This is a genomic window from Enterococcus sp. C57, assembly GCF_040887305.1.
Taxonomy (GTDB): domain Bacteria; phylum Bacillota; class Bacilli; order Lactobacillales; family Enterococcaceae; genus Enterococcus_B; species Enterococcus_B hirae.
Window position 1 is genome coordinate 335,970 of the sequence record NZ_JBFOFP010000003.1, and the last position, 26,407, is coordinate 362,376.

Annotated in this window: 21 protein-coding genes and 1 other annotated feature (1 of these 22 running past the window's edge); of the genes, 3 read left to right on the forward strand and 18 right to left on the reverse strand. The window is 37.6% G+C overall.

The features are described 5' to 3' along the window. Positions 1-184: 184 nt before the first annotated feature. The 8 genes from AB5M32_RS05410 to AB5M32_RS05445 form a co-directional block, all read right to left on the reverse strand. A complete protein-coding gene (locus AB5M32_RS05410; protein ID WP_010718709.1) occupies positions 185-1,795 on the reverse strand; it encodes a CTP synthase in 1,611 nt (536 codons plus the stop codon). A gap of 328 nt (positions 1,796-2,123) precedes the next feature. Further along, complete coding sequence (locus tag AB5M32_RS05415) at positions 2,124-3,641, reverse strand: hypothetical protein (RefSeq protein WP_368024358.1); 1,518 nt, start codon at positions 3,639-3,641, stop codon at positions 2,124-2,126. A gap of 825 nt (positions 3,642-4,466) precedes the next feature. Further along, complete coding sequence (gene glnA / locus AB5M32_RS05420; RefSeq protein WP_010718711.1) at positions 4,467-5,807, reverse strand: type I glutamate--ammonia ligase; 1,341 nt, start codon at positions 5,805-5,807, stop codon at positions 4,467-4,469. Between the two features lie 30 nt (positions 5,808-5,837). Next, entirely contained in the window at positions 5,838-6,230 is a 393-nt protein-coding gene (locus tag AB5M32_RS05425; RefSeq protein ID WP_010718712.1) for a MerR family transcriptional regulator, read from the reverse strand. Between the two features lie 203 nt (positions 6,231-6,433). Beyond that, a complete protein-coding gene (gene hflX, locus AB5M32_RS05430; protein ID WP_178285732.1) occupies positions 6,434-7,666 on the reverse strand; it encodes a GTPase HflX in 1,233 nt (410 codons plus the stop codon). Continuing rightward, complete coding sequence (gene miaA / locus AB5M32_RS05435) at positions 7,656-8,582, reverse strand: tRNA (adenosine(37)-N6)-dimethylallyltransferase MiaA (protein ID WP_178285730.1); 927 nt, start codon at positions 8,580-8,582, stop codon at positions 7,656-7,658. The genes hflX and miaA overlap by 11 nt, the downstream gene beginning before the upstream one ends. 7 nt (positions 8,583-8,589) lie before the next feature. Next, entirely contained in the window at positions 8,590-9,324 is a 735-nt protein-coding gene (locus AB5M32_RS05440; protein ID WP_178285728.1) for a glycerophosphodiester phosphodiesterase, read from the reverse strand. Positions 9,325-9,683: 359 nt separating this feature from the next. Beyond that, a complete protein-coding gene (locus AB5M32_RS05445) occupies positions 9,684-10,211 on the reverse strand; it encodes a hypothetical protein (RefSeq protein ID WP_010718716.1) in 528 nt (175 codons plus the stop codon). Between the two features lie 178 nt (positions 10,212-10,389). Here AB5M32_RS05445 and clpP point away from each other — a divergent pair, with 178 nt between their 5' ends. After that, positions 10,390-10,983, forward strand: a complete 594-nt coding sequence (gene clpP / locus AB5M32_RS05450; RefSeq protein WP_010718717.1) for an ATP-dependent Clp endopeptidase proteolytic subunit ClpP — start codon at positions 10,390-10,392, stop codon at positions 10,981-10,983. A gap of 86 nt (positions 10,984-11,069) precedes the next feature. On the opposite strand, the gene AB5M32_RS05455 is transcribed toward clpP, so the two are convergent. The 5 genes from AB5M32_RS05455 to efrA form a co-directional block, all read right to left on the reverse strand. Next, on the reverse strand, positions 11,070-11,558 hold the full coding sequence (locus tag AB5M32_RS05455) for a gamma carbonic anhydrase family protein (protein WP_178285726.1): 489 nt from the start codon (positions 11,556-11,558) through the stop codon (positions 11,070-11,072). A 174-nt stretch (positions 11,559-11,732) separates the two neighbouring features. After that, positions 11,733-11,954: a hypothetical protein gene (locus tag AB5M32_RS05460; RefSeq protein WP_368024359.1), complete on the reverse strand. Its 222-nt coding sequence runs from the start codon at positions 11,952-11,954 to the stop codon at positions 11,733-11,735. A 393-nt stretch (positions 11,955-12,347) separates the two neighbouring features. Beyond that, positions 12,348-13,820 (reverse strand): immunoglobulin-like domain-containing protein, encoded by a 1,473-nt coding sequence (locus tag AB5M32_RS05465; RefSeq protein WP_178285724.1) that lies wholly within the window; start codon positions 13,818-13,820, stop codon positions 12,348-12,350. Between the two features lie 641 nt (positions 13,821-14,461). Beyond that, positions 14,462-16,228 (reverse strand): multidrug efflux ABC transporter subunit EfrB, encoded by a 1,767-nt coding sequence (efrB, locus tag AB5M32_RS05470; protein WP_010718720.1) that lies wholly within the window; start codon positions 16,226-16,228, stop codon positions 14,462-14,464. After that, positions 16,225-17,955: a multidrug efflux ABC transporter subunit EfrA gene (efrA, locus tag AB5M32_RS05475; protein WP_010738063.1), complete on the reverse strand. Its 1,731-nt coding sequence runs from the start codon at positions 17,953-17,955 to the stop codon at positions 16,225-16,227. The genes efrB and efrA overlap by 4 nt, the downstream gene beginning before the upstream one ends. A 387-nt stretch (positions 17,956-18,342) precedes the next feature. Between efrA and AB5M32_RS05480 the strand changes: the two genes are divergently transcribed. Together AB5M32_RS05480 and AB5M32_RS05485 are read left to right on the forward strand one after the other, a co-directional pair. Further along, positions 18,343-18,555 carry a DNA-directed RNA polymerase subunit epsilon gene (locus tag AB5M32_RS05480; protein ID WP_010718722.1) on the forward strand — a complete coding sequence of 71 codons (213 nt, stop codon included), beginning with the start codon at positions 18,343-18,345 and terminating at the stop codon, positions 18,553-18,555. Position 18,556: 1 nt separating this feature from the next. Then, on the forward strand, positions 18,557-20,239 hold the full coding sequence (locus AB5M32_RS05485; protein WP_010718723.1) for a ribonuclease J: 1,683 nt from the start codon (positions 18,557-18,559) through the stop codon (positions 20,237-20,239). Between the two features lie 165 nt (positions 20,240-20,404). On the opposite strand, the gene AB5M32_RS05490 is transcribed toward AB5M32_RS05485, so the two are convergent. From AB5M32_RS05490 to AB5M32_RS05510, 5 genes are all read right to left on the reverse strand, one after another. Then, on the reverse strand, positions 20,405-20,605 hold the full coding sequence (locus AB5M32_RS05490) for a cold-shock protein (RefSeq protein WP_010718724.1): 201 nt from the start codon (positions 20,603-20,605) through the stop codon (positions 20,405-20,407). 163 nt (positions 20,606-20,768) lie between these two features. Beyond that, a complete protein-coding gene (radC, locus tag AB5M32_RS05495; protein ID WP_178285720.1) occupies positions 20,769-21,461 on the reverse strand; it encodes a DNA repair protein RadC in 693 nt (230 codons plus the stop codon). A gap of 59 nt (positions 21,462-21,520) precedes the next feature. Next, positions 21,521-22,177: an HAD family phosphatase gene (locus AB5M32_RS05500; RefSeq protein ID WP_010718726.1), complete on the reverse strand. Its 657-nt coding sequence runs from the start codon at positions 22,175-22,177 to the stop codon at positions 21,521-21,523. Then, positions 22,167-23,480 (reverse strand): folylpolyglutamate synthase/dihydrofolate synthase family protein, encoded by a 1,314-nt coding sequence (locus tag AB5M32_RS05505; protein ID WP_010738066.1) that lies wholly within the window; start codon positions 23,478-23,480, stop codon positions 22,167-22,169. Before AB5M32_RS05505 ends, AB5M32_RS05500 begins: the two co-directional genes overlap by 11 nt. Positions 23,481-23,695: 215 nt before the next feature. Then, positions 23,696-26,341 carry a valine--tRNA ligase gene (locus AB5M32_RS05510; protein ID WP_010718728.1) on the reverse strand — a complete coding sequence of 882 codons (2,646 nt, stop codon included), beginning with the start codon at positions 26,339-26,341 and terminating at the stop codon, positions 23,696-23,698. A 47-nt stretch (positions 26,342-26,388) separates the two neighbouring features. After that, positions 26,389-26,407 (reverse strand) — a binding site (T-box leader); it runs 222 nt beyond the window's last position.

The following is a 26,407-nucleotide window of genomic DNA, read 5'->3' on the forward strand; positions in this document are numbered from 1 at the left end:
TTTTCTACTAAAATCAATGAAAATGAAAATTTTCAAGAACTTTTTTGCAAAAAATAAGGTTTTCAGTTGGCTGATTTAGTCAAAAATGGCTAGTTTATCGTTTTTTATTGTTCAAACAATAACAATTTATTTATAACTGTTTTCTCTAAATTCATCTGAAACATTAAAAGCGTATTTGTCCCGCTTATTTTCCTTCACGTTCAGACAAAGCAGCTCCGACAAATCCTTTGATCAATTTTTGTGGGCGATTTGGTCTTGAGATCAATTCTGGATGGAATTGACAACCAACAAAGAATTTTTTCTCTGTTAATTCCACGATTTCCACTAAACGATTATCAGGAGAAACACCTGAGAATACTAATCCTTTTTCTTCAAATAATTGACGGTATTTATTGTTGAATTCATAACGATGACGGTGACGTTCTTGTACTACATCGGCTCCGTCATAAGCTTCGGCTGTTTTCGTTCCTTTTTTAATTTTACATGGGTAAAGACCTAGACGTAACGTTCCACCTAAGTTTTCGATATTTTCTTGGTCTGCCATCAAATCAATGATATTATTTGTTGTTTCTGGTGTAGTTTCTGCTGAAGCAGCATCTTCCAAGCCAACCACATTACGAGCAAACTCAACACACGCCATTTGCATGCCTAAACAAATCCCTAAGAAAGGCACATCATTTTCACGAGCATAACGGATCGCTTCAATTTTTCCTTCGACCCCACGATCGCCAAAGCCACCAGGTACTAAGATACCATCTGCATCTTTCAAATATTCTGCTACATTTTCTTTGGTTAGATCTTGGGCCTTGATCCAGTCAAGTTCGATATCCGCATCAAAAGCAAAGCCTGAATGTTTCAACGCTTCAACAACTGAGATATAAGCATCTGGTAATTCTACATATTTACCTACTAAAGCAATTCGGACTTTTTTCTTCAGATTCAATACTTTTTCTTCTAATTGTTTCCATTCTTCCATATCAGCTTCTGGCGTTTCTAGTTTCAAATGTTCACAAACGATGCGATCCATGCCTTGTTTTTGTAAAAGCAACGGAATAGAGTAAAGAGTGTCCACATCTGGTGATTCAATGACCGCTTCGGGTTCTACGTCACAAAATTGTGCTAATTTATTTTTCACATTTTGTGAAACAGGTTGCTCTGTTCGAACCACCAAGATATTAGGTTGGATTCCTAAACCACGTAATTCTTTTACACTATGTTGAGTTGGTTTAGTTTTCATTTCTCCCGCAGCTTTTAGGTAAGGAATCAATGTTGTGTGGATATACATCACGTTATCAGCACCAACATCCGCCTTCATTTGGCGTAGTGCTTCTAGAAATGGTAAAGATTCGATATCGCCGACTGTTCCGCCAACTTCAGTGATGATCACGTCTGAATCAGTCATTTTTGCTGCACGCATGATTTTCTCTTTGATTTCATTTGTGATATGAGGGATGACTTGAACAGTTGCTCCTAAGTATTCCCCTTTTCGTTCTTTACGAAGTACTTCTGAATAAATTTTCCCTGTAGTAACATTGGAGTATTTGTTCAAATTGATATCGATAAAACGTTCATAATGGCCTAGATCCAAATCAGTTTCTGCTCCGTCGTCTGTTACAAAAACTTCTCCGTGTTGGTACGGACTCATTGTTCCCGGGTCTACGTTGATGTAGGGATCAAATTTTTGGATGGTTACTTTTAAGCCACGATTTTTCAACAAACGACCTAAAGAAGCTGCAACGATTCCTTTACCAATCGATGAAACTACGCCGCCCGTTACAAAAATGTATTTTGTCATAAGTTCAAAAACTCCTTCTTCTTTTATCTGCAGGAAAAGTCCCAGAAAATGAACAAAGCTCCCTATTCTAGTTAGAATAGGGAGCAAAATTTCTGTGAACTTCTGACCCTTTAAAAGGGTGCCCAATGAGTATACTACAAGCAAATTTGAAGAAAGTCAAGCCTCTAATTTAACGTTGCAGATGTCGTTAGTCATAAGAATAATCCAACGTCATTGATAAATGAAAACAGGTAGTTCACTCTCTAATAAAAAAACTGCACGAAAAATAGTACACTCATTCTTTTAGTAAGAACGATTAGCCATACGACTTCTTTACTCATTCACTAGACTATCTTTGATGATCTCTAGAAGATTTTTGTCCTTGTTTTTCAGATGTATTTGTACTTCTCGTTCTTGAAGCATTGAATTTTTCTGTCCTATTTTTTAACGGTAACAATTTTTCTACATCTAATTGTTTCCAGTTTTCTTGTCTTCTTTTCTTCAAATCCTCCACTTTTTTCATTACCTGTTCCTGTTGTCCGGGGGTCAAATTAGAAAATTCAGCTTGAAAACCTAATTTATCTTCAGCTTTAGTTCCCACCTTGCCTACACTTTCTTTAACCAACCCTCTAAATTCTCTTTTATATAATTCAAGGTTTGAAAGTTCCTGTGGATTGCCATGCACAAGATCTGTTTGTGGATACTGTAACATATTGAATTCAGCATAGTTAGTCAGCAGTTCTACAGCATGGCGGTTAAACTGCCAACGTTCATTTACGTTTTCCACGCTCAAACCAAGATTATGTATAATTTCCCTATATTCATTCTGCCTAAGAGGCAAAACACGTCTTGAAGTACCTTCTATTGTTGTACTATGTGGTATATCTAAATTCTCTTCTAATATAGATACAACCTCGTGTTGTGCAAGTGGAATAACTGGGTCATTCATTTGCTCACGAAGTACTGAAGTGATATCCTGTATCAGGGTAAAAGGACGGCGCATTCTCAACCTTTCTATTTTTATTGAAAGTTCAGTATCCCTTATTGCCTTCATCTCCTCAATTCTTTTCTTTTGTGATTCTTTAATTTTATTACGAGTATCAGGACTGAGGTCAAACAAGTCCACGAAAGAACCAATATCATTAGGTTTCATCTTAAAATTTTCTATTACAAATTCTATATCCTCACTTAAATCAGCCTCATTAACTTTGTAAGGTAACTCTGAATACATTTTTTTAAGACTCTCTGCAACCTCTGTGAACGTCCTTGATGTCATCGACTGTTGCACCATTTCGTTAATTTTTTGTATTCGTTCTTCTTTTAAAAACTTGATTTTACGTCGAGGTTCTTCTTCAATCTCCCTTTTTCTAATTGTTTCACGAAGATTTTCTTTATTTGCTAGTTCTAGCTTATCAATAGTAGAATTTATTTCATCTGGTGTAAAATAGGTTTTTTCAAAGAAGACGTCTAATGCCTCACTTATATCAATATCGTCTATTGGTTGAATAACATTAATTTCCGGATCATGAATCAATTGATTGATAGATGCAACAACTGTATCTATCATCTTTGAGCGATCAGAGAATGAATTGACTTCCTCACTTTGTTTGTTTAAATTTTTATGAACAGCTCTAAGTTTTTCGTCTCTTAATAAATTTTTTTTTCGCACTTGATGTTTTTTCATTGAATTAATTTGTGATGTTCTAACCTGTTCACGAGTATGATCATCCAGATTAAGACGATCTACTACGTAATTGATTTCATCTTTAGAATAAGTACGTAGGTTTAATAAAAATATTTCTTCTTCATCTTCCTCTAATCCTTCATTCATATCTTTGATTATTTGATCTAATTCAACTTTATTCATAAATTTATGCCTCCTTTATAATATAATAATAAGGCAATAACTTTAAGGCAATAACTTTAATTTGAGCATACCTAATTTTCCCCCCAGAAGAAATAGGTATGCTCAAATTAAAAAAATTCAATTATTTATCATCATATACAATCTTCAATGAACTCATTTTTTACTTGTGCGTATCAACCAGGAGTGCAATAATCACTGTAAAACAAGAATATTCTTAGAAAAATTCTACACAAAAAAAATGAAAAAAATTTTTTTATACTATAGAATAGGTGTGTTATTCATATTTTGCAAATAATTTTCTTTCCATTAAAATTTTAAAAAAAATTTCAATCAGAAATAGCTGTATACTACTCGTAGAGAATGATTTCATTACACAATCCAACCAGTTATTTGTGATTCAGAATAACTTAACATCATCCGTTTCTCATTCTCTTACTCCTGAGGTGTATTCTTCAGGAGTTTTTTGTTGTCCCACATCTATTTTGCTCTCACTAAACCATGCACGAACAAAATAAGCCAAAATTTCCTAAAATAAGTCTTCAGCGACTAAGAAATCAGTTAAAACAAACTGTCTTTCTTTTCAGTCGTACTCATTTTTCGTAAAATTTTGGCTTATTGTCCTGTTTATCAAGCATAAGAAGGTTGTGAAAAGAGCGGTTTGCCCTGAGTATTAAGGATGAAAATCTCGAAACAGCTTTTCATGTTTTGAAAAATTCAGGCTTATTTCAAGGAGCTGATGCTAAAAACCCATTTACTCGTTTTTAGAATGAAGTGAGATTGATCTCTCCAACTCCAGTTATTCATATTCTAATGGGGTAGCGATAATCAATACAATTCCAAGTATTGTTCTCTTTCCCATTCTGAAACAGTTTGTCTAAACGCCGCCCATTCTAAGCGTTTTGCTTCGACAAAGTTTGAAAAGATATGTTGTCCCAAAGCATCGATCATCACTTTGTCTTTTCTTAATTCTTTGATTGCATTATGGATCGTTGAAGGAAGATCTTGAATGTGTGCTTCTTCTCGTTCTTCTTCGTTCATCACATAAATATTTCGATCTACAGCTGCTGGTGGCGTGATTTCATTACGAACGCCATCCAATCCAGCTTGTAATAAAACAGCCATTGCTAGATATGGATTAGCAGATGGATCAACTGAACGCAATTCCAAACGTGTGGATAAGCCACGAGATTCTGGAACACGGACTAATGGTGAACGATTGCGACCGCTCCATGCCACATATACTGGTGCTTCATAGCCAGGAACTAAACGTTTATATGAGTTGACGGTCGGATTGCAAACCGCTGTATAGGCACGAGCATGTTTCAATAGCCCACCTAGGAAATGATACGCTGTTTGGCTAAGTTCTAAATCGCCATCTTTGTCATAAAAGACATTTCCTTCATCATTGAACAAGGACATATTACAGTGCATCCCCGAACCATTGATCCCGAATAATGGTTTAGGCATGAACGTTGCGTGTAACCCATGTTTACGAGCAATTGTTTTAACGACTAGTTTGAATGTTTGAATATTGTCACAAGCATCCACAACGTCTGCATATTTAAAATCAATCTCATGTTGCCCAGGAGCTACTTCGTGGTGAGAAGCTTCTACTTCAAACCCAAGGCTTTCTAATTCTAAAACAATATCACGACGACAGTTCTCACCTAAATCTGTTGGTGCAAAATCAAAATATCCACCTTTATCGTTTAACGTGGTCGTGATTCCACCATCTTCATCTAACTTAAATAAGAAGAATTCTGGTTCTGGACCTAAGTTGAAAGAGGTAAATCCAAGGTTGCGCATATCTTTTAATGCACGTTTCAAATTCCCGCGTGGATCACCTGCAAAAGGTGTGCCATCTGGGTTATAGATATCACAAATCAAACGAGCTACTTTGCCATGATCACTTTCCCAAGGGAAGATCATCCATGTTGAAAGATCAGGATACAAATACATATCGCTTTCTTCAATCCGAACAAAACCTTCGATCGAAGAACCATCAAACATCATTTTGTTTTCAAGTACTTTATCGATTTGACTAACGGGTACTTCGACATTTTTGATCGTTCCTAAGATATCTGTGAACATTAATCTTAAAAATCGAACGTTCTCTTCTTCAATGATTCGTTTAATTTCATCACCAGTTATTTGTTTCTTTACCATGGTATCCCTCTTTCTTTTTCTTTATATTATTCAGTCAAAGAATTGTCGTTGCATTCCTTGCGACTGATAATGCCCAGTTTTACTTAGCCCACCTTGCGCCAATATCTCATCACGAAAAATTTGTCGAACGTCATGATCAGTTAGCGGTTTTTTGCTCTTTTCTTCCTGTTTTTTGGCTTGAGCCATTTCGTAAACTCGTTTGATACCAGCCATATTTAATCCATCAGAAAGATAATCTTTGATCTCTAACAACAAGTCAATATCGTTTAATGAATACATTCGACGATTTCCTTCGCTTCTTTCAGGATGAACAAAATCTTGTTCTTCATAATAACGAATTTGTCGTGCGGATAAATCAGTCAGTTTCATTACTGTACCAATTGGAAATACAGACATTGAACGGCGCAATTCCTTTTCTCCCATCAGACGTCCCCTTTCGTTTAACAAGTTGGGTAAAGTATACCAATCAAAAAAACTACTGTCAACCGCTTATGTCAGGTTTTCTAACATGAGAGTTGGTTTTTTTTACAAAAAAACTTGAGCAACGATTCATTGCTCAAGTTTTCTAACTTTTAAAAAAAGAGAAAATACATAGGTCACTCTGATAAGAAAGAGACAACGACCATTTAACTATTCAGCCATTTAGAAGTTGACTTTGCAAATCCTTTTACTTCATATCCATTTTTTTCTTCTACAAAATGCTCTTTCAAAACGAGGGTTTGTCTTCGTAAAGCACTTAACGTTTGCCCATCCTGACTGGGTACAAAGAGCGTGTATGGCACCATCAATTCCAACAACTGCTGTTTGATCGCTTGCACTAGCTTTTCTTTCCCATCGGTACTTTGCGCCGATATCAATACATTTGGAAAGAGTGAAGGCGTAAATAAAGCTGGTTCAATTTGATCCGCTTTGTTATAGACTGTTAATACAGGCATCTCTTCCATCTTTAGTTCAGCCATCAACTGTAATACAGTCTGCTCCTGCAAAATACGATCTGGCGAACTTGCATCAACTACATGTAACAATAGATCCATGGATTGACTTTCTTCCAATGTTGAATGAAACGCATCAATTAATTGTGTCGGAAGATCTTGAATAAATCCAACCGTATCAGTAACCGTAATCTCAAATCCTTCTGCAAATCGCCATTTTTTTGTTAAGGGATCCAAAGTAGCAAATAACTGATCTTTAGAATACGTATCCGCTTGCGTAAGCAAATTAAGAATGGTTGACTTACCCGCATTGGTATACCCAATCAAACCAATTTGAAAGATTTCACTAGACTGTCTTTTTTGGCGGTTTCTCGCTCGATGCGCTTCTACAGCCTTCAACTCACGTTTTACCCCTAATATTTTATTACGGATATGACGTCGATCCGTTTCCAACTTGGTTTCCCCAGGTCCTCTCGTTCCGATTCCACCACCTAATCGAGACAATGACTTTCCTTGTCCAGCTAAGCGTGGTAAAAGGTATTCTAATTGAGCTAGCTCTACTTGCAGCTTTCCTTCTTTCGAACGGGCTCTCATGGCAAAAATATCTAAAATCAACTGGACTCGGTCAATGATAGGGATTCCTATTGCTTCTGAGACTAGCTGACTCTGCCGAGGGGTCATTTCATGGTTAAAGATAATCAGATCCGCTTCATGAGCATCCGCTTGTTGGATCAATTCTTGTAATTTACCTTTACCGATAATAGTTTGACGATCGACTTGCGGTCGTTTTTGCGTCAATGTAAATACAACTTCCCCAGAAGCTGTATTGGTCAGCTTGCTCAATTCTGCCATCGACTCAGTGAAGTATCGTTGATTCTGTTCTGTCTCAACGCCTACGATGATCACTTTTTCTTTTTTATTTGTCATCTTTTTCCTCCAACCACGTTCTGATCAATTGATCAATTTGCTCCATACTACTGGACTCTGCTAATAAGTCAAACCAATGTGCATCAAGACGATTACGAAACCATGTCAATTGTCGCTTTGCATACCGTCTCGAGTTCATCTTCAACTGCTCCACAACGTTTTCTAAAGATTCTTCTCCCTTAAAATACGGATAAAATTCTTTGTATCCAATGCCCTGACTCGCTTGGACTTCACCAAGTTCATACACAAAACGTGCTTCTTCTAATAAGCCTTCCTCTAACATACTATCTACACGTTGATTGATGCGCTGGTATAACAAGGCTCTCTCGGTATTAAGACCAATCATACAATAATCATAAAGACGTGCGGGTTCCTCTTGCGGTGTTGTGATACTGTAGCCAGTCACTTCAAATACTTCTAAAGCTCGAATCACTTTTCGTTGGTTGTTCCAATGAATTTTTTCCGCTGCTAGCGGATCTTTTGTTTTCAAATACTCCCAAAGTTCTTTTTTACTGAGTGTTTCAGCTAATTCTTCATATTTTTTTCGTACCGCTGTGACGCTTTCCTCTTTTGCACCCAATTGAAAATCATAAAGTAAAGATTGAATATACAACCCTGTTCCGCCAACGATCATCGGCAAACGACCACGTTCTGTGATTTCTGTGATCAATTTTCGTCCAGCTTTTTGAAAATCTGCTACGGAATAAGTTTCATTCGGTTCGATGACATCAATCAAATGATGGGGAATACCTTCCATTTCTGACGTGTTTATTTTAGCCGTCCCGATATCTAATTTTTTGTACACTTGCAGTGAATCCCCACTAATAATTTCACCGTTAAATTTTTTAGCCAATTCCACGCTAAGCGCTGTTTTCCCTACCGCTGTAGGTCCAACGATTACTAATACTTTTTCCATTATCATCCTACTTTTTCATTGTTTGTTTTATCCAAAATGCTTTTTGGGGAAAGTCTGTGATTATTGCATCTAGTTGTTGATCGAAACATCGTGTCATCTGCTGGTCGTCGTTGATGGTCCAGCATCTGATCGATTTGGGGAATGTCTCCATGGATGGCAAATGCTCCAAGTACCAGTCACCTCTAGGATGAATCCCTTCTATCCAAGGAGTATCTTCAGCTAACTGTACTTTCTTTTGTGACGTACTTAAAAGAAGATCCAGCTGTGCCTGAGGATCAATTTTTACTACTCGTTCCAATGTATGAAAGTTAAAACTGCAGTACGCATGTCGAAAAGGCCATTCCACTGCTTTTAATTGTTGAACTACTTTTTCTTCGATGCCAGCATACTCATATTTATCTGTTTTAATCTCGATCATTACCGTTCCACGATAATTCATTTCCCAAAAAAGATGCAAGACCTCTTTCAAAGTTGGCACTTTTGTTGCCTGAAACTCTGTATTGAACCACTTTCCTGCATTCAACTTTTTTATCTCTGCTAATGTTTTTTCCCGTACCAATCCTTTGCCATCCGTTGTCCGATCCACTTCCTCATCATGAATCACCACGATATGCTCATCTTTCGTCAAATGAACATCTAGTTCAATCCCATCTGCACCTATTCGAACCGCTTCGGCAAACGCAGGCAATGTATTCTCTGGATGGGTACCACTACTTCCACGATGCGCAAAAATCTGAACCATTTCATCACCACTTTCAGTCTCTTTGATTGTACCATAGGAAAAAGGCTGTGAAAAAGTCGTAATACTTCAAATGGTTAAGAATGAGGTTGACTTGTCATTTTAAAAAATGAGTAAACGGTATTCAATAAAGAACTCCTCAGCAATAAGCGATGATTTTCTAAAATATGAAAAGCTATAAAAAAGTCCTCTCTCATTTATAGTGTTCCCTCTATCGAAAATAAGCCGAAAAAACCAAAAATATAAGGAACTACTTTTGGATTCTTCGGCTTATTTCTAAAAGCTAGACAATTCTGTCACAACCTTGACTTTACAAATTATAAAAGTTTTTTGATCCTCTTCAATCTCAACTCAAAAAACAATTAGCTCCACACATTATCATTTGAGAAAAAGCCAATGGGTTGTCGCGTGACACTTTTTAATTGCGCTTTTTTTTCATTGATCATTTCCGTCAGATTATCCGTGAAGTTTTCTAAGATCACACGTCCACCTTTATAAGCATAACCGCCTATTTTCATCGTTTCGTCAGGAGAAAGAACGACTTTACGGTGCGCAATGTTTTTAAACAACTCCTCTAAGATGTAATTTGGAAGATAAAAATTATTTTGTGCAGCAAATGACTGTAAATAAGCAAAATCATCAATAGTGATATAACAATCATCAAATGCATCAAAGCTGACATATTCATCTAACAATGTTGCTCTTTTTTGCAAGATTTCATTGATTTTTTTATTTAGTTGATTCAAAGTCTCAATCTCTTTGACTTTTAATTCTAACTCCCGTCTTCGTTGCTCTTTGTTTTCAAGATGGCGCATTTGAACAACCATCCCGATATATACTAAAATAGCTCCTAATAAAACGCCAATTAAGCCTACGATGCCAACTACCAATTAGTGTTCCTCCTTGCTGTATTCTTCTATTTCATCATAACATAAACGTGCAAGCACAGACTATTTTCTAAAATTTTTTTATTTGACCTTTATTGACCAAGAATGTATACTACTTTTTAGGTAGAAGAAATGAATTTGTGTTACACTATTTGTAAAGAACTTAAGGAGGAACCAAATTATGAATTTAATCCCTACAGTTATTGAACAATCCTCTCGTGGCGAACGAGCTTATGATATTTATTCACGCTTATTAAAAGACCGCATTATCATGTTAAGTGGTCAAGTGACAGATGATCTTGCAAACTCGATTATTGCCCAATTGCTTTTCCTAGATGCACAAGATTCTGAAAAAGACATTTATCTTTATATCAACTCTCCTGGCGGTTCTGTTACTGCTGGAATGGCGATTTATGATACGATGAATTTTGTTAAAGCAGATGTCCAAACCATTGTGATGGGTATGGCTGCTTCTATGGGTAGTTTCTTACTGACAGCAGGTAAAAAAGGCAAACGTTTTGCTTTACCAAATGCTGAAATCATGATCCACCAACCACTTGGCGGCGCACAAGGTCAAGCGACAGAAATCGAAATCGCAGCTCGTCACATTTTACAAACACGAGAACGCTTGAACAAAATTTTAGCAGAACGTACTGGTCAACCTCTTGAAGTGATCGAAAAAGATACCGACCGTGATAATTACATGACTGCTGAACAAGCAAAAGCATACGGTTTGATTGATGAAGTGATGGAAAACAGTGCTGGATTAAACTAATATCATTTGTAAACTAAAAGGACGATGGGACTGCTCGATTGAGCGGCTCATCGTCCTTTTTTCAGTTGGAACGAAAGCTCGGTTTTTCAATGCTGTTCTTTAAACTTTCCTTCGTTATATTGTTCTCCAAGTTCAACGTAATGTTGAATATTTTGGCGATTCTTTTCAATCTCTTCTTCCGTTAAAGGACGAATGACTTTAGCTGGCCGACCAAACGCTAATACGTTGGGCGGAATGACCTTGCATTCGGTCACTAAAGAACCAGCACCAATCAAACTATTTTCACCGATCACTGCATGGTTCAAAATAGTTGATCCCATACCAATCAACGCACCCTTTTCGATGGTGCAACCATGAAGCATACATTGATGTCCTACCGTTACATTTTCAGCAATTTCAACTGGTGCATCATGGTCCACATGAATAACAGTACCATCTTGAATATTCGTTCTTGCTCCAACTTTAACCGTATTGCTATCCCCACGAATCACCGCTTGATACCAAACTGTGACCGATTCTGCGAGCTCTACATCGCCAACAACAGTTGCATTCGGTGCAATAAATTTTTGACTCATTTTTACACATCTCCTTTTTTGGCTTATTTCCAATTATAGCAGAAGATGGATTTCTCCTTCAAAAAGACTGGCAGCTATTATTTCATAGTCCCTTCAAGCACGCCTACTCTCTAGGGACTGAGACAAAAGTTGTCTCAGTCTCTTCTAGTATCTCTAAAAACGAATAAACGGTGTTCAAACATCAGCTCCTTGAAATAAGCCTGAATTTTTCAAAACATGAGAAGCTGTTTCAAAAAATTCTTTCTTATTGTCATCAGAGCTACCCGATGTTTTCACGACCTCTGATTCACGGCGTTCAAGAAGCAACTCCTCAACAATAAGCGATGATTTTCTAAAATATGAGGAGCTATTTAAAAAATCCTCTCTTATTCGCTCGGAGCTGAACGCTTCTTTCACGACCTCTTGCTAAACGGTGTTCAAACATCAACTCCTTGAAATAAGCCTGAATTTTTCAAAACATGAGAAGCTGTTTCAAAAAATTCTTTCTTATTGTCATCAGAGCTACCCGATGTTTTCACGACCTCTGATTCACGGTGAGACAAAAGTAGCATCTTAGGAAAATTTGCCGAAATTTACCAAAAATTTGAGGAGCACCAAGTAGGTAACAATCAACATCAAAAACTAGTTTTTGTGTTTCTTGTCAATTTTCGGAAATTCCTTCTTATTTCTTGATGCTGAACACTTTTGTCTCAACCTCTCGTTTTTACACAACTAAAGAGCTCAGAACAATCTTTCGTGTTCCAAGCTCTTTCCTTTTATCTATATGCTATCTAAACTGGTAGCTAAATTTTATCCATTTACTTTAGAAATATTGATTGAGCCGATATAGCCAGCTTTATAGTTTTCCACATTGATTAGTGGGCTTGTTTCTCCTTTATTTACTTTAAAAGTAGTTGTAAGTCGATAGTATCCTTTTTCTTCTAACACCCCATCTCTCATCAATGTGGTGTTAAGGAGTTCACGGCTATCTTTAGACGAAGTATCTTCCTTCAATGCCACTTTTACATAATGGTCACTCAACATATCGACCACTGGTTTCACATAAACGGTTACTCGATAAGTTGCATTTTCCTCTAAAGCTTCACTACCGTTAAAGATTTTATATACACTCGCATGCTGATCAGCGAAGAAAGTATAGTCACCAACTAAAGCATTCACAGGGTCTTTCACTAGTTCAATGTCATCTCCTGAGAACATTTTCCATCCAGCAGTTTGTCCGTCAGGCCAAGTATCATTGATTTTCACCGTTACATTAATCGTTTTTCTAGCCACTTCATTTACACTATTTTTCACTTCATAAGTGACTTGGTATTTTCCAGGAATAGAGGAATCAACGTTGTTTTCTACCACTTTGATTTTGTCTGTGATGTCTCCGTCAACACGATCATAAGCACTTAGATTGATTCGTTTGTCAAATGGATCAAATAACTCATCGTGCAAAATTTCAATATCATTTGCATGTAACTCTGGTTTTTCAAAAACTGCTGCAAATTGATTGATTCTGACAGTATGCGTATTGAAGTGTTCTCCTGTTGCAGCTCCAATCGTAAAAGTATATTTCTTTGATTTATCGATGTTTGGATTTTTCAATTCCCAATGTTGCCCATCATAATCTGCAGTAATAAGTTGTTGCTTGCTATTCCATTTTAACGTTAATTTTTTAAAAGTATTTGGCGTGAATTTAATTTGTTGCATAGGAGCTAAAGCGGTTAAAAATCCGCTGTTGGCATCTGTTGAAACAAATCCTCCATGAGCACCAACCATTTGAGCATGGTTGAAAGAAGTATCCGCATCATCTCTATCTGGCGCTTTAGAATAGGTATCCAATTCAAATCCAATTCCCTTTTTCAGGCCTCTGATACCTAGACCTCCACCATTAGCTCCAATGTCGCCAATTGCTCCTTGGTGGAAAGCCACACCTACCCCATCAGCACCATTTACATTATCACCTAAATTGACATCCATATCCAACAAGAAATCATAGTTCATATCAAGGGAGTCGATTCCAGATATTGTTCCTTTTTGAAATTGTTTCGATTGAGTAAGACGAGCTGTATGGGAATCAAGTTGGACGGCACTTCCATTAAATGCGACGATGTCTTTCAAATCAAAATTATTTTGATCCACATTTTGGGAGATAGCAATATTTTTATTGACTAAAACATTACTAGTTTCTGCATTTACTGACAATCCAACAACACTTACCCCAATTAATCCAATAGTTCCTGCACATACTTTTTTATAAAAGGTCTTTTTGTTCATAATAAATAACACTCCCATTCATATAGTTATTTTTTATACACTATCCTTTTCCGTTCTATCTGCATTTCACCATCTCTTTTCATTCTTTTAGTAAACAATTACGCGTAAAATTCATTTACTAGCAAGCATCCAGTAGTAGAAGCATTTTTGAATGCTATTTCGCCTCCCTTGATCTTTTTTCTACTACAAAATTATCGTAACGCTCAGATCCTATTATTTTTATTTTGTATAGTAGTCCAACAAATAAAAAAAGAGGTGAGACAAAAATGTTTAGCTTTAATAAATAAGAAGGGATTTCTGAAAATTAACAAGAATCATAAACACTCGTTTTTTGCTGTTGATCGTTACCTACTTGGTGCTTCTTATTTCTTGATGCTACTTTTGTCTCACTGTTTATTCGATTTTTAGAGATACTAAAAGAGACTGAGGAAAGTTTTTCCTCAGTCTCTTTATTCTAAAATTCTTTCTTATTTGCTCGGAGCTGATCGCTTCTTTCACGACCTCTTGCTAAACGGTGTTCAAACATCAGCTCCTTGAAATAAGCCTGAATTTTTCAAAACATGAGAAGCTGTTTCAAAAAATTCTTTCTTATTGTCATCGGAGCTACCCGCTTCTTTCACAACCTCTTGTTTTAATCGGTATCAAGCATCAGCAACATCTTCAGCAAATTGGCTATTGTACAGTTTTTCATAGAATCCGCCTTGAGCTAACAGCCCTTCATGCGTTCCTTTTTCGATAATTTGTCCTTGATCCATCACTAAGATCAAATCCGCATCACGAATCGTTGAAAGGCGATGAGCAATAACAAAACTTGTTCGTCCTTCCATTACACGATCCATTGCTTTTTGGATCAATGCTTCTAAACGAGTATCGACAGAACTAGTAGCTTCATCAAGTATCAAGATTTTAGGATCAGAAACCACGGCTCTGGCAATAGTCAATAATTGCTTTTGCCCTAACGAAACATTGTCACCTTCAGCGTTGATTTCCATTTCGTACCCATCAGGCATTGTCCGAATAAAATGATCAACGTTAGCTGTTTTTGCTGCGTCAACGACTTCATAATCCGTCGCATCTAATTTACCAAAACGAATATTATCAGCGATTGTCCCTTCATAGAGCCAAGCATCTTGAAGAACCATCCCAAATAATGAGCGGACATCACTACGACTCATCGTTTTAGTATCAATACCATCGATTTTTATTGCCCCATGACTCACATCATAAAAACGCATCAATAAATTAATCAGAGTGGTTTTCCCTGCACCGGTTGGTCCGACTACCGCAACTGTTTGACCAGCTTTTACTTCAAAGTTCAAATCTTGAATCAACGGTTTTTTAGGGTCATAAGCAAAATCAACATGTTCAAATGAAACATTTCCTGCTACTGTTTCTGGTAAAGTGACATCCACTTTATTTTCTTTTTCTTCTGGTTCATCTAAAATCTCAAAGACACGTCTGGTAGCCGCAGATGCACTTTGCAATACAGAAGATAACTGTGTGATATTCCCCATTGGCTGGCTGATTTGCCAAATATATTGGATAAATGCTTGTAATTGCCCCACAACGATGACACCCGTAATGACGTAAAAACTTCCCAATACAGCCATACCGATATAAGTAGCATATGCGGTCAACTGAACTAAGGGCATCATCAATCCAGATATAAAGGCTGCTCTAAATCCATAATGTTTCAATCGATGATTGACTTGTTTGAATCCTTCAAACGTTTTTTGCTCACGTCCATAAACTTTTAACACACTAAAACCAGTCATATTTTCTTGGACATAACCATTTAAATCCCCTAACGAATTTTGCATTTCTTGGAAATATTTTTGCGAAGCATTGATCACACGTTTTGAAATCCAGATAGATGCAGGAATCATGATCATCGAGATCAACGCCATCAATGGCTGGATATAAAACATCATCGCTGCTGCCAGTGTGATCCCTAAAATAGCATTCACCACACCGATAAACGCTTGCTGTAACGCCCCACTGACTGCGTCTACGTCATTCGTCACCCGAGATAAGATATTTCCTTGTTGATTTTTATCAAAATAAGAAACAGGCAATCGATTGATTTTTTCTTCAATATCTCTTCGCAAATCTTGCATTGCACTTTGCACGACATTCGTCATCAAAACACCTGAAAGTAATTGCGAAACACAATAACCAACGCCCACAATCGTGATCCAAATCAAACAATTGAAAATATAAGAAAAATTAATCGCTTCGTTGTTTGCAATATTGTGACTGATCTCAGTAGTTGGCAATCCGACAACGTAGGGTAAAGCAACGTTGAAAATCACCGTCAAAACAGTAAACAACAGCACAAAGAAAAATGTTAACTGATAAGGTTTGATGTATCGAGCTAATCGTTTTAAGGAAGATAATGTTTGTTTCATGCTAATTCCTCCTTCGATAATTGCGAAGCTGCGATATCATAATAGATTGGACAGTTTTCTAATAATTCACGGTGTGTCCCGATACCTACGACTTCTCCCTCATTCAAGACGATGATTTTATCAGCATGCATGATCGTACCCACTCGCTGCGCCACGATTAACACCGTTGATTCGGTCGTTTCTTTTTTCAAGCGAGCCCGAAGTTTTGCATCCGTTTGATAATCAAGCGCCGAGAAGCTGTCATCAAAAATATAGATTTCCGGACGTCGAATAATAGCTCTGGCAATCGCTAAACGCTGCTTTTGTCCTCCAGAGAAATTAGCTCCACCTTCGGAAAGAAGTTCATCATACCCATCCGTTTTCTTCGAAATGAAGTCCGTTGCTTGTGCGATTTCAGCTGCTCGCTCCATCTCCTCTTGCGTAGCATCTTCTTTTCCATATCTTAAATTATCTGCAATCGTCCCAGTAAATAACAATGCTTTTTGAGGAATAAAGCCAATTTTATCTCTTAATTTACTCAAGCGATAATCCCTGACATCTACGCCATCAATAAGGATTTCCCCATCACTTACATCGTAAAATCGAGGAATCAATTGAATCAACGTTGACTTCCCGCTACCTGTACTACCGATGAATGCGACTGTCTCTCCTGGCGAAGCAGTAAAACTCACATTACGGATCACGGGTTCTTGTGAATGTCCAGGGTAAGCAAATGTCACATTCTTAAACTCAATATATCCTTTGGTTTTTGTTTCAGATACACCATTTGGATCTTCTTTGATCGACGGTGAGGCATCTAATGCTTCTTGGATACGCCCTGCTGAAACAGCTGCCCGTGGATACATCATAAAGACACTTGCAAACAGCATGAAGGAGAATAATGCATGGAAAATATATTCAATAAATGCAATCAGATCCCCCACTTGAAGTGAACCAGCATCGATTTGAACCGCTCCGCTCCAAATAATCAAGACCATTACAATGTTAAACAGGAAGTAGAATCCAGGCTGTGCAACAGCCATTAAACGAAACAAGCTTTTCGAGCTTTTTGTATAGTTATCATTAACTTTCGCAAATCGTTTTTCTTCAAATTTTTCATTAACGAATGCCCGGATAACACGTAATCCTGAAAGATTTTCACGTAAAATACTATTAATCTTATCCAAATTTTTCTGTTGTTTTTTTGATAACGGTTCAGAAAATTTCGCAATCGCAACCACTGAAAGTAGTAAAAACGGTAGCGCTCCGATCACATAATAACTCAATGAAACACTGGTCCGCATAACCATATAAAGACTGACAACAAACATCATCGGTGTCATAAATCCGATCCGTAAGATATTTTGTAAGAACAGCATAATTTGATAAGCGTCGTTCGTCGTACGCGTGATCAACGAAGCAACCCCTAATGTTTCATACTCTTGGTGAGAATAACTCTGGATTTTCTTGAATAGATCATCACGAATATCCGCAACGATGTTCGTCGTGATCCGTGAACCGAAATAGCCTAATAGAATATTCATAATGATCCCAACCACAGTAATCACGACCATCAAGATCCCTTGTTGTTTTACATAACCAAAATCGTTGTTACGAATCCCGACATCAATCATACGAGCTAAAATCGTTGGTAAGCCTAACTCAATTAAAATAAAACCAAATACGCAGATGAAATTTAATAACAAATATTTCTTATAGCGCATGGTATAGTGCCACATCAACTTCAAACTCTCATCTCCTTTTAATTAGAATAAATTTAGCTATTAATAAAAATAATAGCACACTCCTATAGTATATAGAACACCTCTCTCATCAAAAATTTTTTTTATTACATTTAAATGATAAAAAACATTTTTCCTTTCCACCTTGTTGATTTCTATACTTATCCACTTTTTTATGCTAAAATAGCAATTAACTATTGTATGAATTCATACAGAAGGTACGGTTGAAAAAATTTCCGAACAGAGAAGCAAAACGAGGCTTGTCTCTTTGATTAGAATCGCTCATTTTAATCAAAGCATATCAAAAAACAGGTGGCTTGACCCCTCGTTTTGTGTTGTCTAAAAAATCAACTAGCTAAATTACTGCGACATGCAGATAAAGGAGACATAAACATGATTTACAAAGTATATTATCAAGAATCAAAAATCCGTAATCCTAAACGGGAAGAAACAAAATCACTTTACATTGAAGCAAATAGTGATGTTGACGCACGTCAACAAGTGGAAGAAAATACCCCATACAACATTGAATTCGTTCAACTTCTAGAAGGCAGTCATCTAGAATACGAAAAAGAAAATGCTGAATTCACATTAGTGGAGTTTTAAAATGAAACTTTCCATCAAAAATAATGAGACAGGCGTCTTTGCTATTGGTGGATTAGGTGAAATCGGGAAAAACACGTATGGGGTACAATTCCAAGATGAGATTATTATCATTGATGCTGGAATCAAGTTTCCAGAAGATGATCTGCTTGGGATTGACTACGTAATTCCTGACTACAACTATATCGTTCAAAATATACACAAAGTGAAAGCACTGGTGATCACGCATGGACACGAAGACCATATTGGTGGCATTCCTTATTTGTTGAAACAAGCGAATATCCCTATTTATGCTGGGCCATTAGCGCTTGCACTGATTACCAATAAGTTGGATGAACACGGATTGCTTAGAGATGCACAATTGCATGAAATCAATGAAGATACCGTGATTCGTTTCAGAAAAACATCGGTCAGCTTTTTTAGAACAACCCATAGTATCCCTGATGCGTTGGGTGTCGTTGTAAAAACACCTTCTGGTAATATCGTTGCAACAGGTGACTTTAAATTTGATTTCACCCCAGTCGGTGAACCTGCTAACCTGCACAAAATGGCACGGATCGGTGAAGAAGGCGTACTCTGCTTGCTATCAGACAGTACAAATGCTGAGATCCCAACATTTACAAAATCAGAAAAAACGATTGGTCTTTCGATCCTAAAGATTTTTGAGAAAATCGAAGGTCGGATCATTTTTGCCAGCTTCGCTTCAAACATTTTCCGTCTACAACAAGCAGCAGATGCAGCGGTTGCTACCGGCAGAAAAATTGCTGTTTTTGGACGCAGTATGGAAAATGCGATCGTTAACGGCCAACGTTTAGGCTATATCAAAGTCCCAGAAGGAACCTTCGTTGATGCACATGAAATCAATCGATTACCTGCGAATGAAACGATGATCTTATGTACTGGTTCTCAAGGTGAACCGATGGCTGCTTTAAGTCGTATTGCTAATGGTACCCATCGCCAAATCCAGATCCAACCAGATGATACCGTCATTTTCTCAAGCTCACCAATTCCTGGGAATACTACCAGCGTCAACCATTTGATCAATTTATTATCTGAAGCTGGTGCAGAAGTCATTCATGGGAAAATCAACAATATCCATACTTCTGGACACGGTGGTCAAGAAGAACAAAAGCTGATGCTTCGTTTGATGAAGCCTAAATACTTTGTTCCAGTCCACGGAGAATTCAGAATGTTGAAGATCCATGCTTCCCTTGCTCAAGATACTGGTGTACCTGCTGAAAATTGCTTTATTATGGAAAATGGAGATGTGTTGGCTTTGACTAGCGAAACCGCTCGTCCAGCCGGACATTTTATTGCCGGTGACGTCTATATCGACGGTAGCGGGATCGGTGATATTGGTAATGTTGTTTTGAGAGACCGTCATTTGTTATCTGAAGAAGGACTAGTTCTGGCAGTTGCTACTGTCGACATCAAAAAGAAAGAAATTTTAGCGGGACCTGATATTTTATCACGTGGCTTTGTTTATATGCGTGAATCAGGTGAGATGATCAATGAGGCGCAACGCATCCTTTTCCATGCATTGCGTGAAGTGTTAAATGCTCCTGATTGCTCTGAACATAAACTGAAAGAAGCCATGACAGGCGCTTTACAACCTTTCTTATTTGAACGAACAGAAAGACATCCAATGATCCTTCCAATGGTGATGACACCTGATGAAGAAAAATAAATGAAAAACTTATAATGGCTGCATGCGCCGACTACCTACATCTATGGGTAAAGTTCGGCGCAGTTGTCCATTATAAGTTTTTTTGTAACAAAAAAGAGCGTAATCACTTACGCTCTTAACATGTTTAAATAGGTGAACAACACTTATTTAGTTTACTCGCTCTACTTAAGCTTTTTCAACATTAGCAGCTTGTGGGCCACGATCTGATTCTTCAACATCAAAAGTCACTGCTTGACCTTCTTCTAAAGTTTTGAATCCGTCACCTTGGATAGCTGAAAAGTGAACAAAAACATCGCTTCCGTCTTCACGTGAAATAAAACCAAATCCTTTTTCAGCGTTGAACCATTTAACTGTTCCGTTTTCCATTAATAATACCCTCCTCGTGCCTAAGCACTTAATTGATTGTAACATTGCTCGCGTACGATAGAGGTGCAACAGATGTTTCAACTTCTATTCCCAAACAAAATTACAATATAATTGTACACTTGGTTCTTTTTTTTTGCAAGAAAGCTACTTCCACTTATTCAATTTATTCCTCTTCCATCAATCCCTCCTCTCTCAGACTAAAATACTGTTTGCATCCAATGATCAAATGATCTAAGACATCGATTCCCATCATCTCCCCACATTTTTGAACTCTTTTAGTAAAAAGCAAGTCTTGTTTAGATGGAAGAACATTCCCCGAGGGATGATTATGAACTAAAATAATTCTCGCTGCAGAATATCGAACAGCATAATGGAACACTTCTCTTGGATGTGCGATCGTTTGATTCAGGGAACCAATAAATAGCGTTTTTTTCAACAATACTTGATTCTTAGTATCCAAATAAATACAAATCAAATGTTCTTGTTTGTGATCCTTTAATTCTATGATTAATTGATGCGCTAATTCATAGCTGGCATGGATCGTGGGTTGTACCGCTACATGCTGTGTTTGGATTCTTTTTCCTAGTTCGATCAGTGCTTTGATTTCAAGAGCCTTAACCTGACCAATTCCTCGTATTTTTTCCAGCTCAGACAGCGTTGCCTGTCTTAATAGTGCAAGTCCACCAAATGTTTTCAACAAATTACCTGCTAGTTCCAAGACATTATAGGGATGCTGTCCCGTGCGTAATAAAATAGCAAGTAATTCTTGATCAGAGAGTGCTTTCTCTCCGTAAAGCAACATCCGCTCCCTTGGAAGTGAGGTTGCTGGCACAGCATCCAGCAAATTTTTTTCCATAAAATCCCCCCCCTTTCTTCTTCTCACTAATAAGATACGAAAAAAGGGGGGAGCTATTTTTATTTTTTTAGATATCCTGGTACTTCGTGTAGAGAAGATAAAACTGCTAACGTTTTTTGTTGCAAGTCTTCTGAAGGAGCCAACAAATCTGGGATCATGATCACTGGGATCTCCGCACTTGCTGCTGCAAGTATCCCGTTTTTAGAATCTTCCAGAACCAATGTTTCTTGTTTTTTCGTTCCTAGATATTCATGGGCAAGCAAAAAGATTTCTGGATCAGGTTTAGCACGTTTGACATTTTCTGCTGAAACAATCGTTTCAAAATAGTTTGTCAGTTGGTTCTTTTCCAATAATAGCTCAATAATATGACGTTGGTTACTAGAAGCAACAACTTTAGGTATTCGGTGTTCTTCTAAAAAGTCCAGTAATTCGATTACTCCTGGTTTTAATTGCACTGCACCTAAGGAAAACCGTCTAATCGTTTCTTCATAAGCATCATTAATGAATTTTTGGACATTATTTTTCCCAAAACTTGCAAAGATCTGATGATAATTTGCCCAAACCTCTTCATCTGATACACCTAGATATTTCAAATACAATTCTTTGTCGTAAGGAAAGCCCATTTGATCAGCAACCATTTGCGAGGCTTCATAGTAGACGATTTCTGTGTCAAAGAGTAACCCATCCATGTCAAAAATGACAGCTTTATAATTCATTTTTTCCTCCTAACTGTAACAATAGTGTTCGTACTTCAGAAATAAAGTAAAGGGAACCTGTAACCACTAAGACATCTTCATTGGTCATTTTTTCTAATATTTCAGCTAAACCAAATTGCCATAATGAAACAATTGAAACTGTTTCATCTACAAGATCAGTCACGGTGCTTAAATCCAATGCTTTCGGGTGTTCAAACGTCGTCAAATACAAATGCGCATTAGGAACTGCTTTTAATTGGGTTAGCATTGCTTCTACATCTTTTGTACTTAGTGCAGAAAATAAAATATTGATCCGATAATCTTTGAACTCTTTCTTCAAATTTTGAACCAAACGGCTGACTGCATGTGTATTATGAGCGCCATCTAAAATAACAAAAGGTTCTTCACTTAATTTTTCCATTCGTCCAGGCCAGTGCGCTTTTTTCAGCCCTTTGCGAATTTCTTTTTCACTAAATGGTATACCTGTCATCTTGCAGTAAACTTGGTATAGTTCAATTGCCATACCAGCATTTTCTGTCTGATGTTGTCCAATCATACCAATCGTAAGCGAGGTCATTTTTCCATGCTCATTATGAAATGAAAATACTTCTCCCCATTGCTCAGCTGGATGTTGATAAGTAACTTGATAGTTTTCGCCAAAAATATGAAGGGGGGCATTTCTTAGTCTAGCCTGTTTTTTGATTACTTCTAAAGCTCTTTCTTCGATATTTCCCGTAACGACAGGCACCCCTTGCTTGATTATTCCTGCTTTTTGGGCAGCGATTTCTTCAATTGTTTCTCCTAAAATATCCGTATGATCCAAGCCAATCGTGGTGATTCCTGTAAGTAATGGTACGGCAACATTTGTTGAGTCTAGTAAACCGCCTAACCCAACTTCAATAATAGCAACGTCGACTTTTTGACACAAAAAATAATCAAAGGCCATTGCTGTCAGCGTTTCAAACTCAGTGATTCCGGCAACTGCTTCAAATCGATCCAAATGTTCAACAAGTGGTCGGTATTTTTGTACAAGCTTGATTAAGTCTTGATCTGGAATTTCTTGTCCATTGATCGAGATTCGTTCATTAAAAGATTCAATATACGGCGAAGTAAATGTCCCCACTGTCAGTCCTGCTTCTTCTAGTAGACATCTCAGATACGTAACCGTTGAACCTTTTCCGTTGGTTCCTGCGATATGGATCGTTTTTACCTGTTTTTCAGGATGCCCGACTATCTCTAATAATGCCTCCACTCGATCTAGTCCCGGACGAGAGCCAAATGGCAAGCGGCTATGGATCCATGCGATTGCTTCTTCTATTTTCATCAACGTTTCCCCCATTCCATATTTATTATAGCAAAAAGCAAGCGGAATCACAGAAAAAGACGTAGTATATGTAAAAGAAGAAGAGATACTGAATAGCCAATTCTGATTCTACTTATTTGTGCTGACGTCTTGCTTTTTACTTAAAAAAAGAGCGGAAATGTTTTTCAACCACTTTCCGCTCTCTTTTGCATTTGTACGATTGTTCGAATGTCAGATTACTGGATGGTTCTTAAGCTGCGGATTCTTTCTGTAACTGCTGCTTGTTTGTCCAAATAATCTTTTTCTTTTGCCCGCTCTGCTTCAACCACTTCTGCTGGCGCATTGGCAACAAAGCGTTCATTGCCTAATTTTCCTTGTACTCGTTTCACTTCATCTGTCCATTTCGCTAGTTCTTTTTCTAACCGTTTGATTTCTTCTTCGATATTGATCAAACCTGCTAATGGTAAGAAAATTTCTGCACCTGTCAATACAGCTGACATTGCTAGATCAGGCGCAACGATTTCACTTGAGATCGTTAGCTCTTCTGGATTACAGAAACGCTCGATATAGCTGGTATTTTCTGTTAAGAATTGACCGATTTTCGGATCATTGATCTTAATCATTAATGTAATTGGTTTGGATAATGGTGTATTCACTTCAGAACGAATATTACGTACGGAACGAATTAGTTCTTTGAGTACTTCCATCCCTTTTGAAGCTGTTTCATCATTAAATTCCGGATGAACCACCGGATAATCAGCAACTACTAAAGAAGTACCTTGATGTGGGATGTGTTGCCAAATTTCTTCAGTAACAAATGGCATAATTGGATGCAATAGACGTAAAATTTGATCTAACGTATGCACCAAAATACTTTGTGTTGTTTGTTTTGAGACAGCATCATCACCATACAAGACTTCTTTACTCATCTCGATATACCAGTCACAAAAATCATCCCAAATAAAGTTATACAACTGACGCCCAGCTTCCCCAAATTCAAAATGATCAAAGAGTTCAGTAACTTTAGCGATCGTTTCATTTAGACGTGTCAAGATCCAGCGGTCTGCCACAGTTTTCTCGCCAGTTAGCGTAATATCTTCAACTGTCATGCCTTCACTGTTCATAATAACAAAACGTGAAGCATTCCAAATTTTATTAATGAAATTCCAAGCTGCATCCATTTTTTCATAGCTGAAACGGACATCTTGACCAGGTGCTGAACCGTTTGATAAGAACCAACGTAAGGCATCAGCGCCATATTTTTCAATCACTTCCATTGGATCAATGCCGTTTCCAAGAGATTTACTCATCTTACGTCCTTGTTCGTCCCGAATCAACCCATGAATCAAAACATTTTCAAACGGACGACGATCTGTAAATTCTAAGCTTTGGAAAATCATTCGACTAACCCAGAAGAAGATAATGTCGTAGCCAGTTACTAATGTGCTTGTTGGGAAATAGCGTTGATAATCAGCACTATTTTCATCTGGCCATCCCATCGTTGAAAAAGGCCATAATGCTGAACTAAACCAAGTATCTAATACATCTGGATCTTGTACCCACTCTTCACTATTTTCTGGAGCTTCCATCCCTACATACATTTCACCCGTTTCTTTATGGTACCAAGCCGGGATTTGGTGTCCCCACCACAATTGACGAGAGATAACCCAATCGTGAACATTTTCCATCCAACGTAAAAATGTTTGATTAAAACGTGGTGGGAAAAATTCAACTGCATCATCAGTCTCTTGATTTTTCATTGCTTTCTCAGCTAATGGAGCCATTTTAACAAACCATTGTGTGGACAAGCGTGGTTCAATGACTACTCCCGTACGTTCTGAATGCCCAACATTATGGATCATTTTTTCAATTTTAATTAATCGTCCGATTTCCTTCAAATCAGAGACAATCGCTTTACGTGCTTCGAAACGATCCATACCTGCATATTTTCCAGCTAAGTCATTCATCGTTCCATTTTCGTTCATCACATTTACACGTGGCAGATCATGACGGTTACCTACCTCAAAGTCATTTGGATCATGCGCAGGTGTAATTTTCACTACGCCTGTTCCAAATTCCATATCAACATACGTATCTGCAATAATCGGAATTTCTTTATTTACTAATGGTAAAATTACTTTTTTGCCGATCAACGCTTGATAACGCTCGTCTTCTGGGTGTACAGCAATCGCTGTGTCACCTAGCATAGTTTCTGGACGAGTCGTTGCAATTTCCACTACACCCGAACCATCAGCCAGTTCATAGCTCATGTGGTAGAAAGCACCTTCAATCTCTTTGTGGATCACTTCGATATCCGATAAAGCAGTGCGTGCTTGTGGGTCCCAGTTAATGATGTATTCACCACGGTAAATCAAGCCTTTTTCATAAAGTGTCACGAATACTTTACGAACAGCTTCTGACAAGCCATCGTCTAGTGTAAAACGTTCACGACTATAATCGAGAGACAAGCCCATTTTTGCCCATTGTTCACGGATATGGCTTGCATACTCTTCTTTCCATTCCCATACTTGATCCACAAATTTTTCACGTCCTAAGTCATAACGCGAAATTCCTTGTTGACGAAGCTTTTCTTCTACTTTTGCCTGTGTAGCGATCCCTGCATGGTCCATTCCAGGTAACCACAAGGTATCAAAGCCTTGCATCCGTTTTTGACGAATCAGCATGTCTTGTAAAGTCGTATCCCAGGCATGTCCTAAGTGAAGTTTTCCTGTAACATTTGGTGGGGGGATTACGATTGAATAGGGTTTTGCTTTCTGATCGCCACTTGGTTTGAACAAATCTTGTTCCAACCATTTTTCATAACGGCCAGCTTCAACTTCTTGCGGATTGTATTTTGTTGATAGATTTTTTTCTTCCGTCATACTGATGTCCTCCTTAAAAATAAAAAAAGTCCTAAAATACTTTCGTATTTTAGGACGTATTGATTT

Bases quoted from the DNA above. Each gene is read 5' to 3' on its own strand.
- AB5M32_RS05455 (WP_178285726.1), bottom strand. From the start codon at position 11,558: ATGAGTCAAAAATTTATTGCACCGAATGCAACTGTTGTTGGCGATGTA.
- AB5M32_RS05415 (WP_368024358.1), bottom strand. From the start codon at position 3,641: ATGAATAAAGTTGAATTAGATCAAATAATCAAAGATATGAATGAAGGA.
- AB5M32_RS05480 (WP_010718722.1), top strand. From the start codon at position 18,343: ATGATTTACAAAGTATATTATCAAGAATCAAAAATCCGTAATCCTAAA.
- miaA (WP_178285730.1), bottom strand. From the start codon at position 8,582: ATGGAAAAAGTATTAGTAATCGTTGGACCTACAGCGGTAGGGAAAACA.
- AB5M32_RS05500 (WP_010718726.1), bottom strand. From the start codon at position 22,177: ATGAATTATAAAGCTGTCATTTTTGACATGGATGGGTTACTCTTTGAC.
- AB5M32_RS05490 (WP_010718724.1), bottom strand. From the start codon at position 20,605: ATGGAAAACGGAACAGTTAAATGGTTCAACGCTGAAAAAGGATTTGGT.
- AB5M32_RS05510 (WP_010718728.1), bottom strand. From the start codon at position 26,341: ATGACGGAAGAAAAAAATCTATCAACAAAATACAATCCGCAAGAAGTT.
- AB5M32_RS05440 (WP_178285728.1), bottom strand. From the start codon at position 9,324: ATGGTTCAGATTTTTGCGCATCGTGGAAGTAGTGGTACCCATCCAGAG.
- radC (WP_178285720.1), bottom strand. From the start codon at position 21,461: ATGGAAAAAAATTTGCTGGATGCTGTGCCAGCAACCTCACTTCCAAGG.
- AB5M32_RS05410 (WP_010718709.1), bottom strand. From the start codon at position 1,795: ATGACAAAATACATTTTTGTAACGGGCGGCGTAGTTTCATCGATTGGT.
- AB5M32_RS05425 (WP_010718712.1), bottom strand. From the start codon at position 6,230: ATGGGAGAAAAGGAATTGCGCCGTTCAATGTCTGTATTTCCAATTGGT.
- AB5M32_RS05465 (WP_178285724.1), bottom strand. From the start codon at position 13,820: ATGAACAAAAAGACCTTTTATAAAAAAGTATGTGCAGGAACTATTGGA.
- AB5M32_RS05505 (WP_010738066.1), bottom strand. From the start codon at position 23,480: ATGAAAATAGAAGAAGCAATCGCATGGATCCATAGCCGCTTGCCATTT.
- clpP (WP_010718717.1), top strand. From the start codon at position 10,390: ATGAATTTAATCCCTACAGTTATTGAACAATCCTCTCGTGGCGAACGA.
- hflX (WP_178285732.1), bottom strand. From the start codon at position 7,666: ATGACAAATAAAAAAGAAAAAGTGATCATCGTAGGCGTTGAGACAGAA.
- glnA (WP_010718711.1), bottom strand. From the start codon at position 5,807: ATGGTAAAGAAACAAATAACTGGTGATGAAATTAAACGAATCATTGAA.
- AB5M32_RS05485 (WP_010718723.1), top strand. From the start codon at position 18,557: ATGAAACTTTCCATCAAAAATAATGAGACAGGCGTCTTTGCTATTGGT.
- efrB (WP_010718720.1), bottom strand. From the start codon at position 16,228: ATGAAACAAACATTATCTTCCTTAAAACGATTAGCTCGATACATCAAA.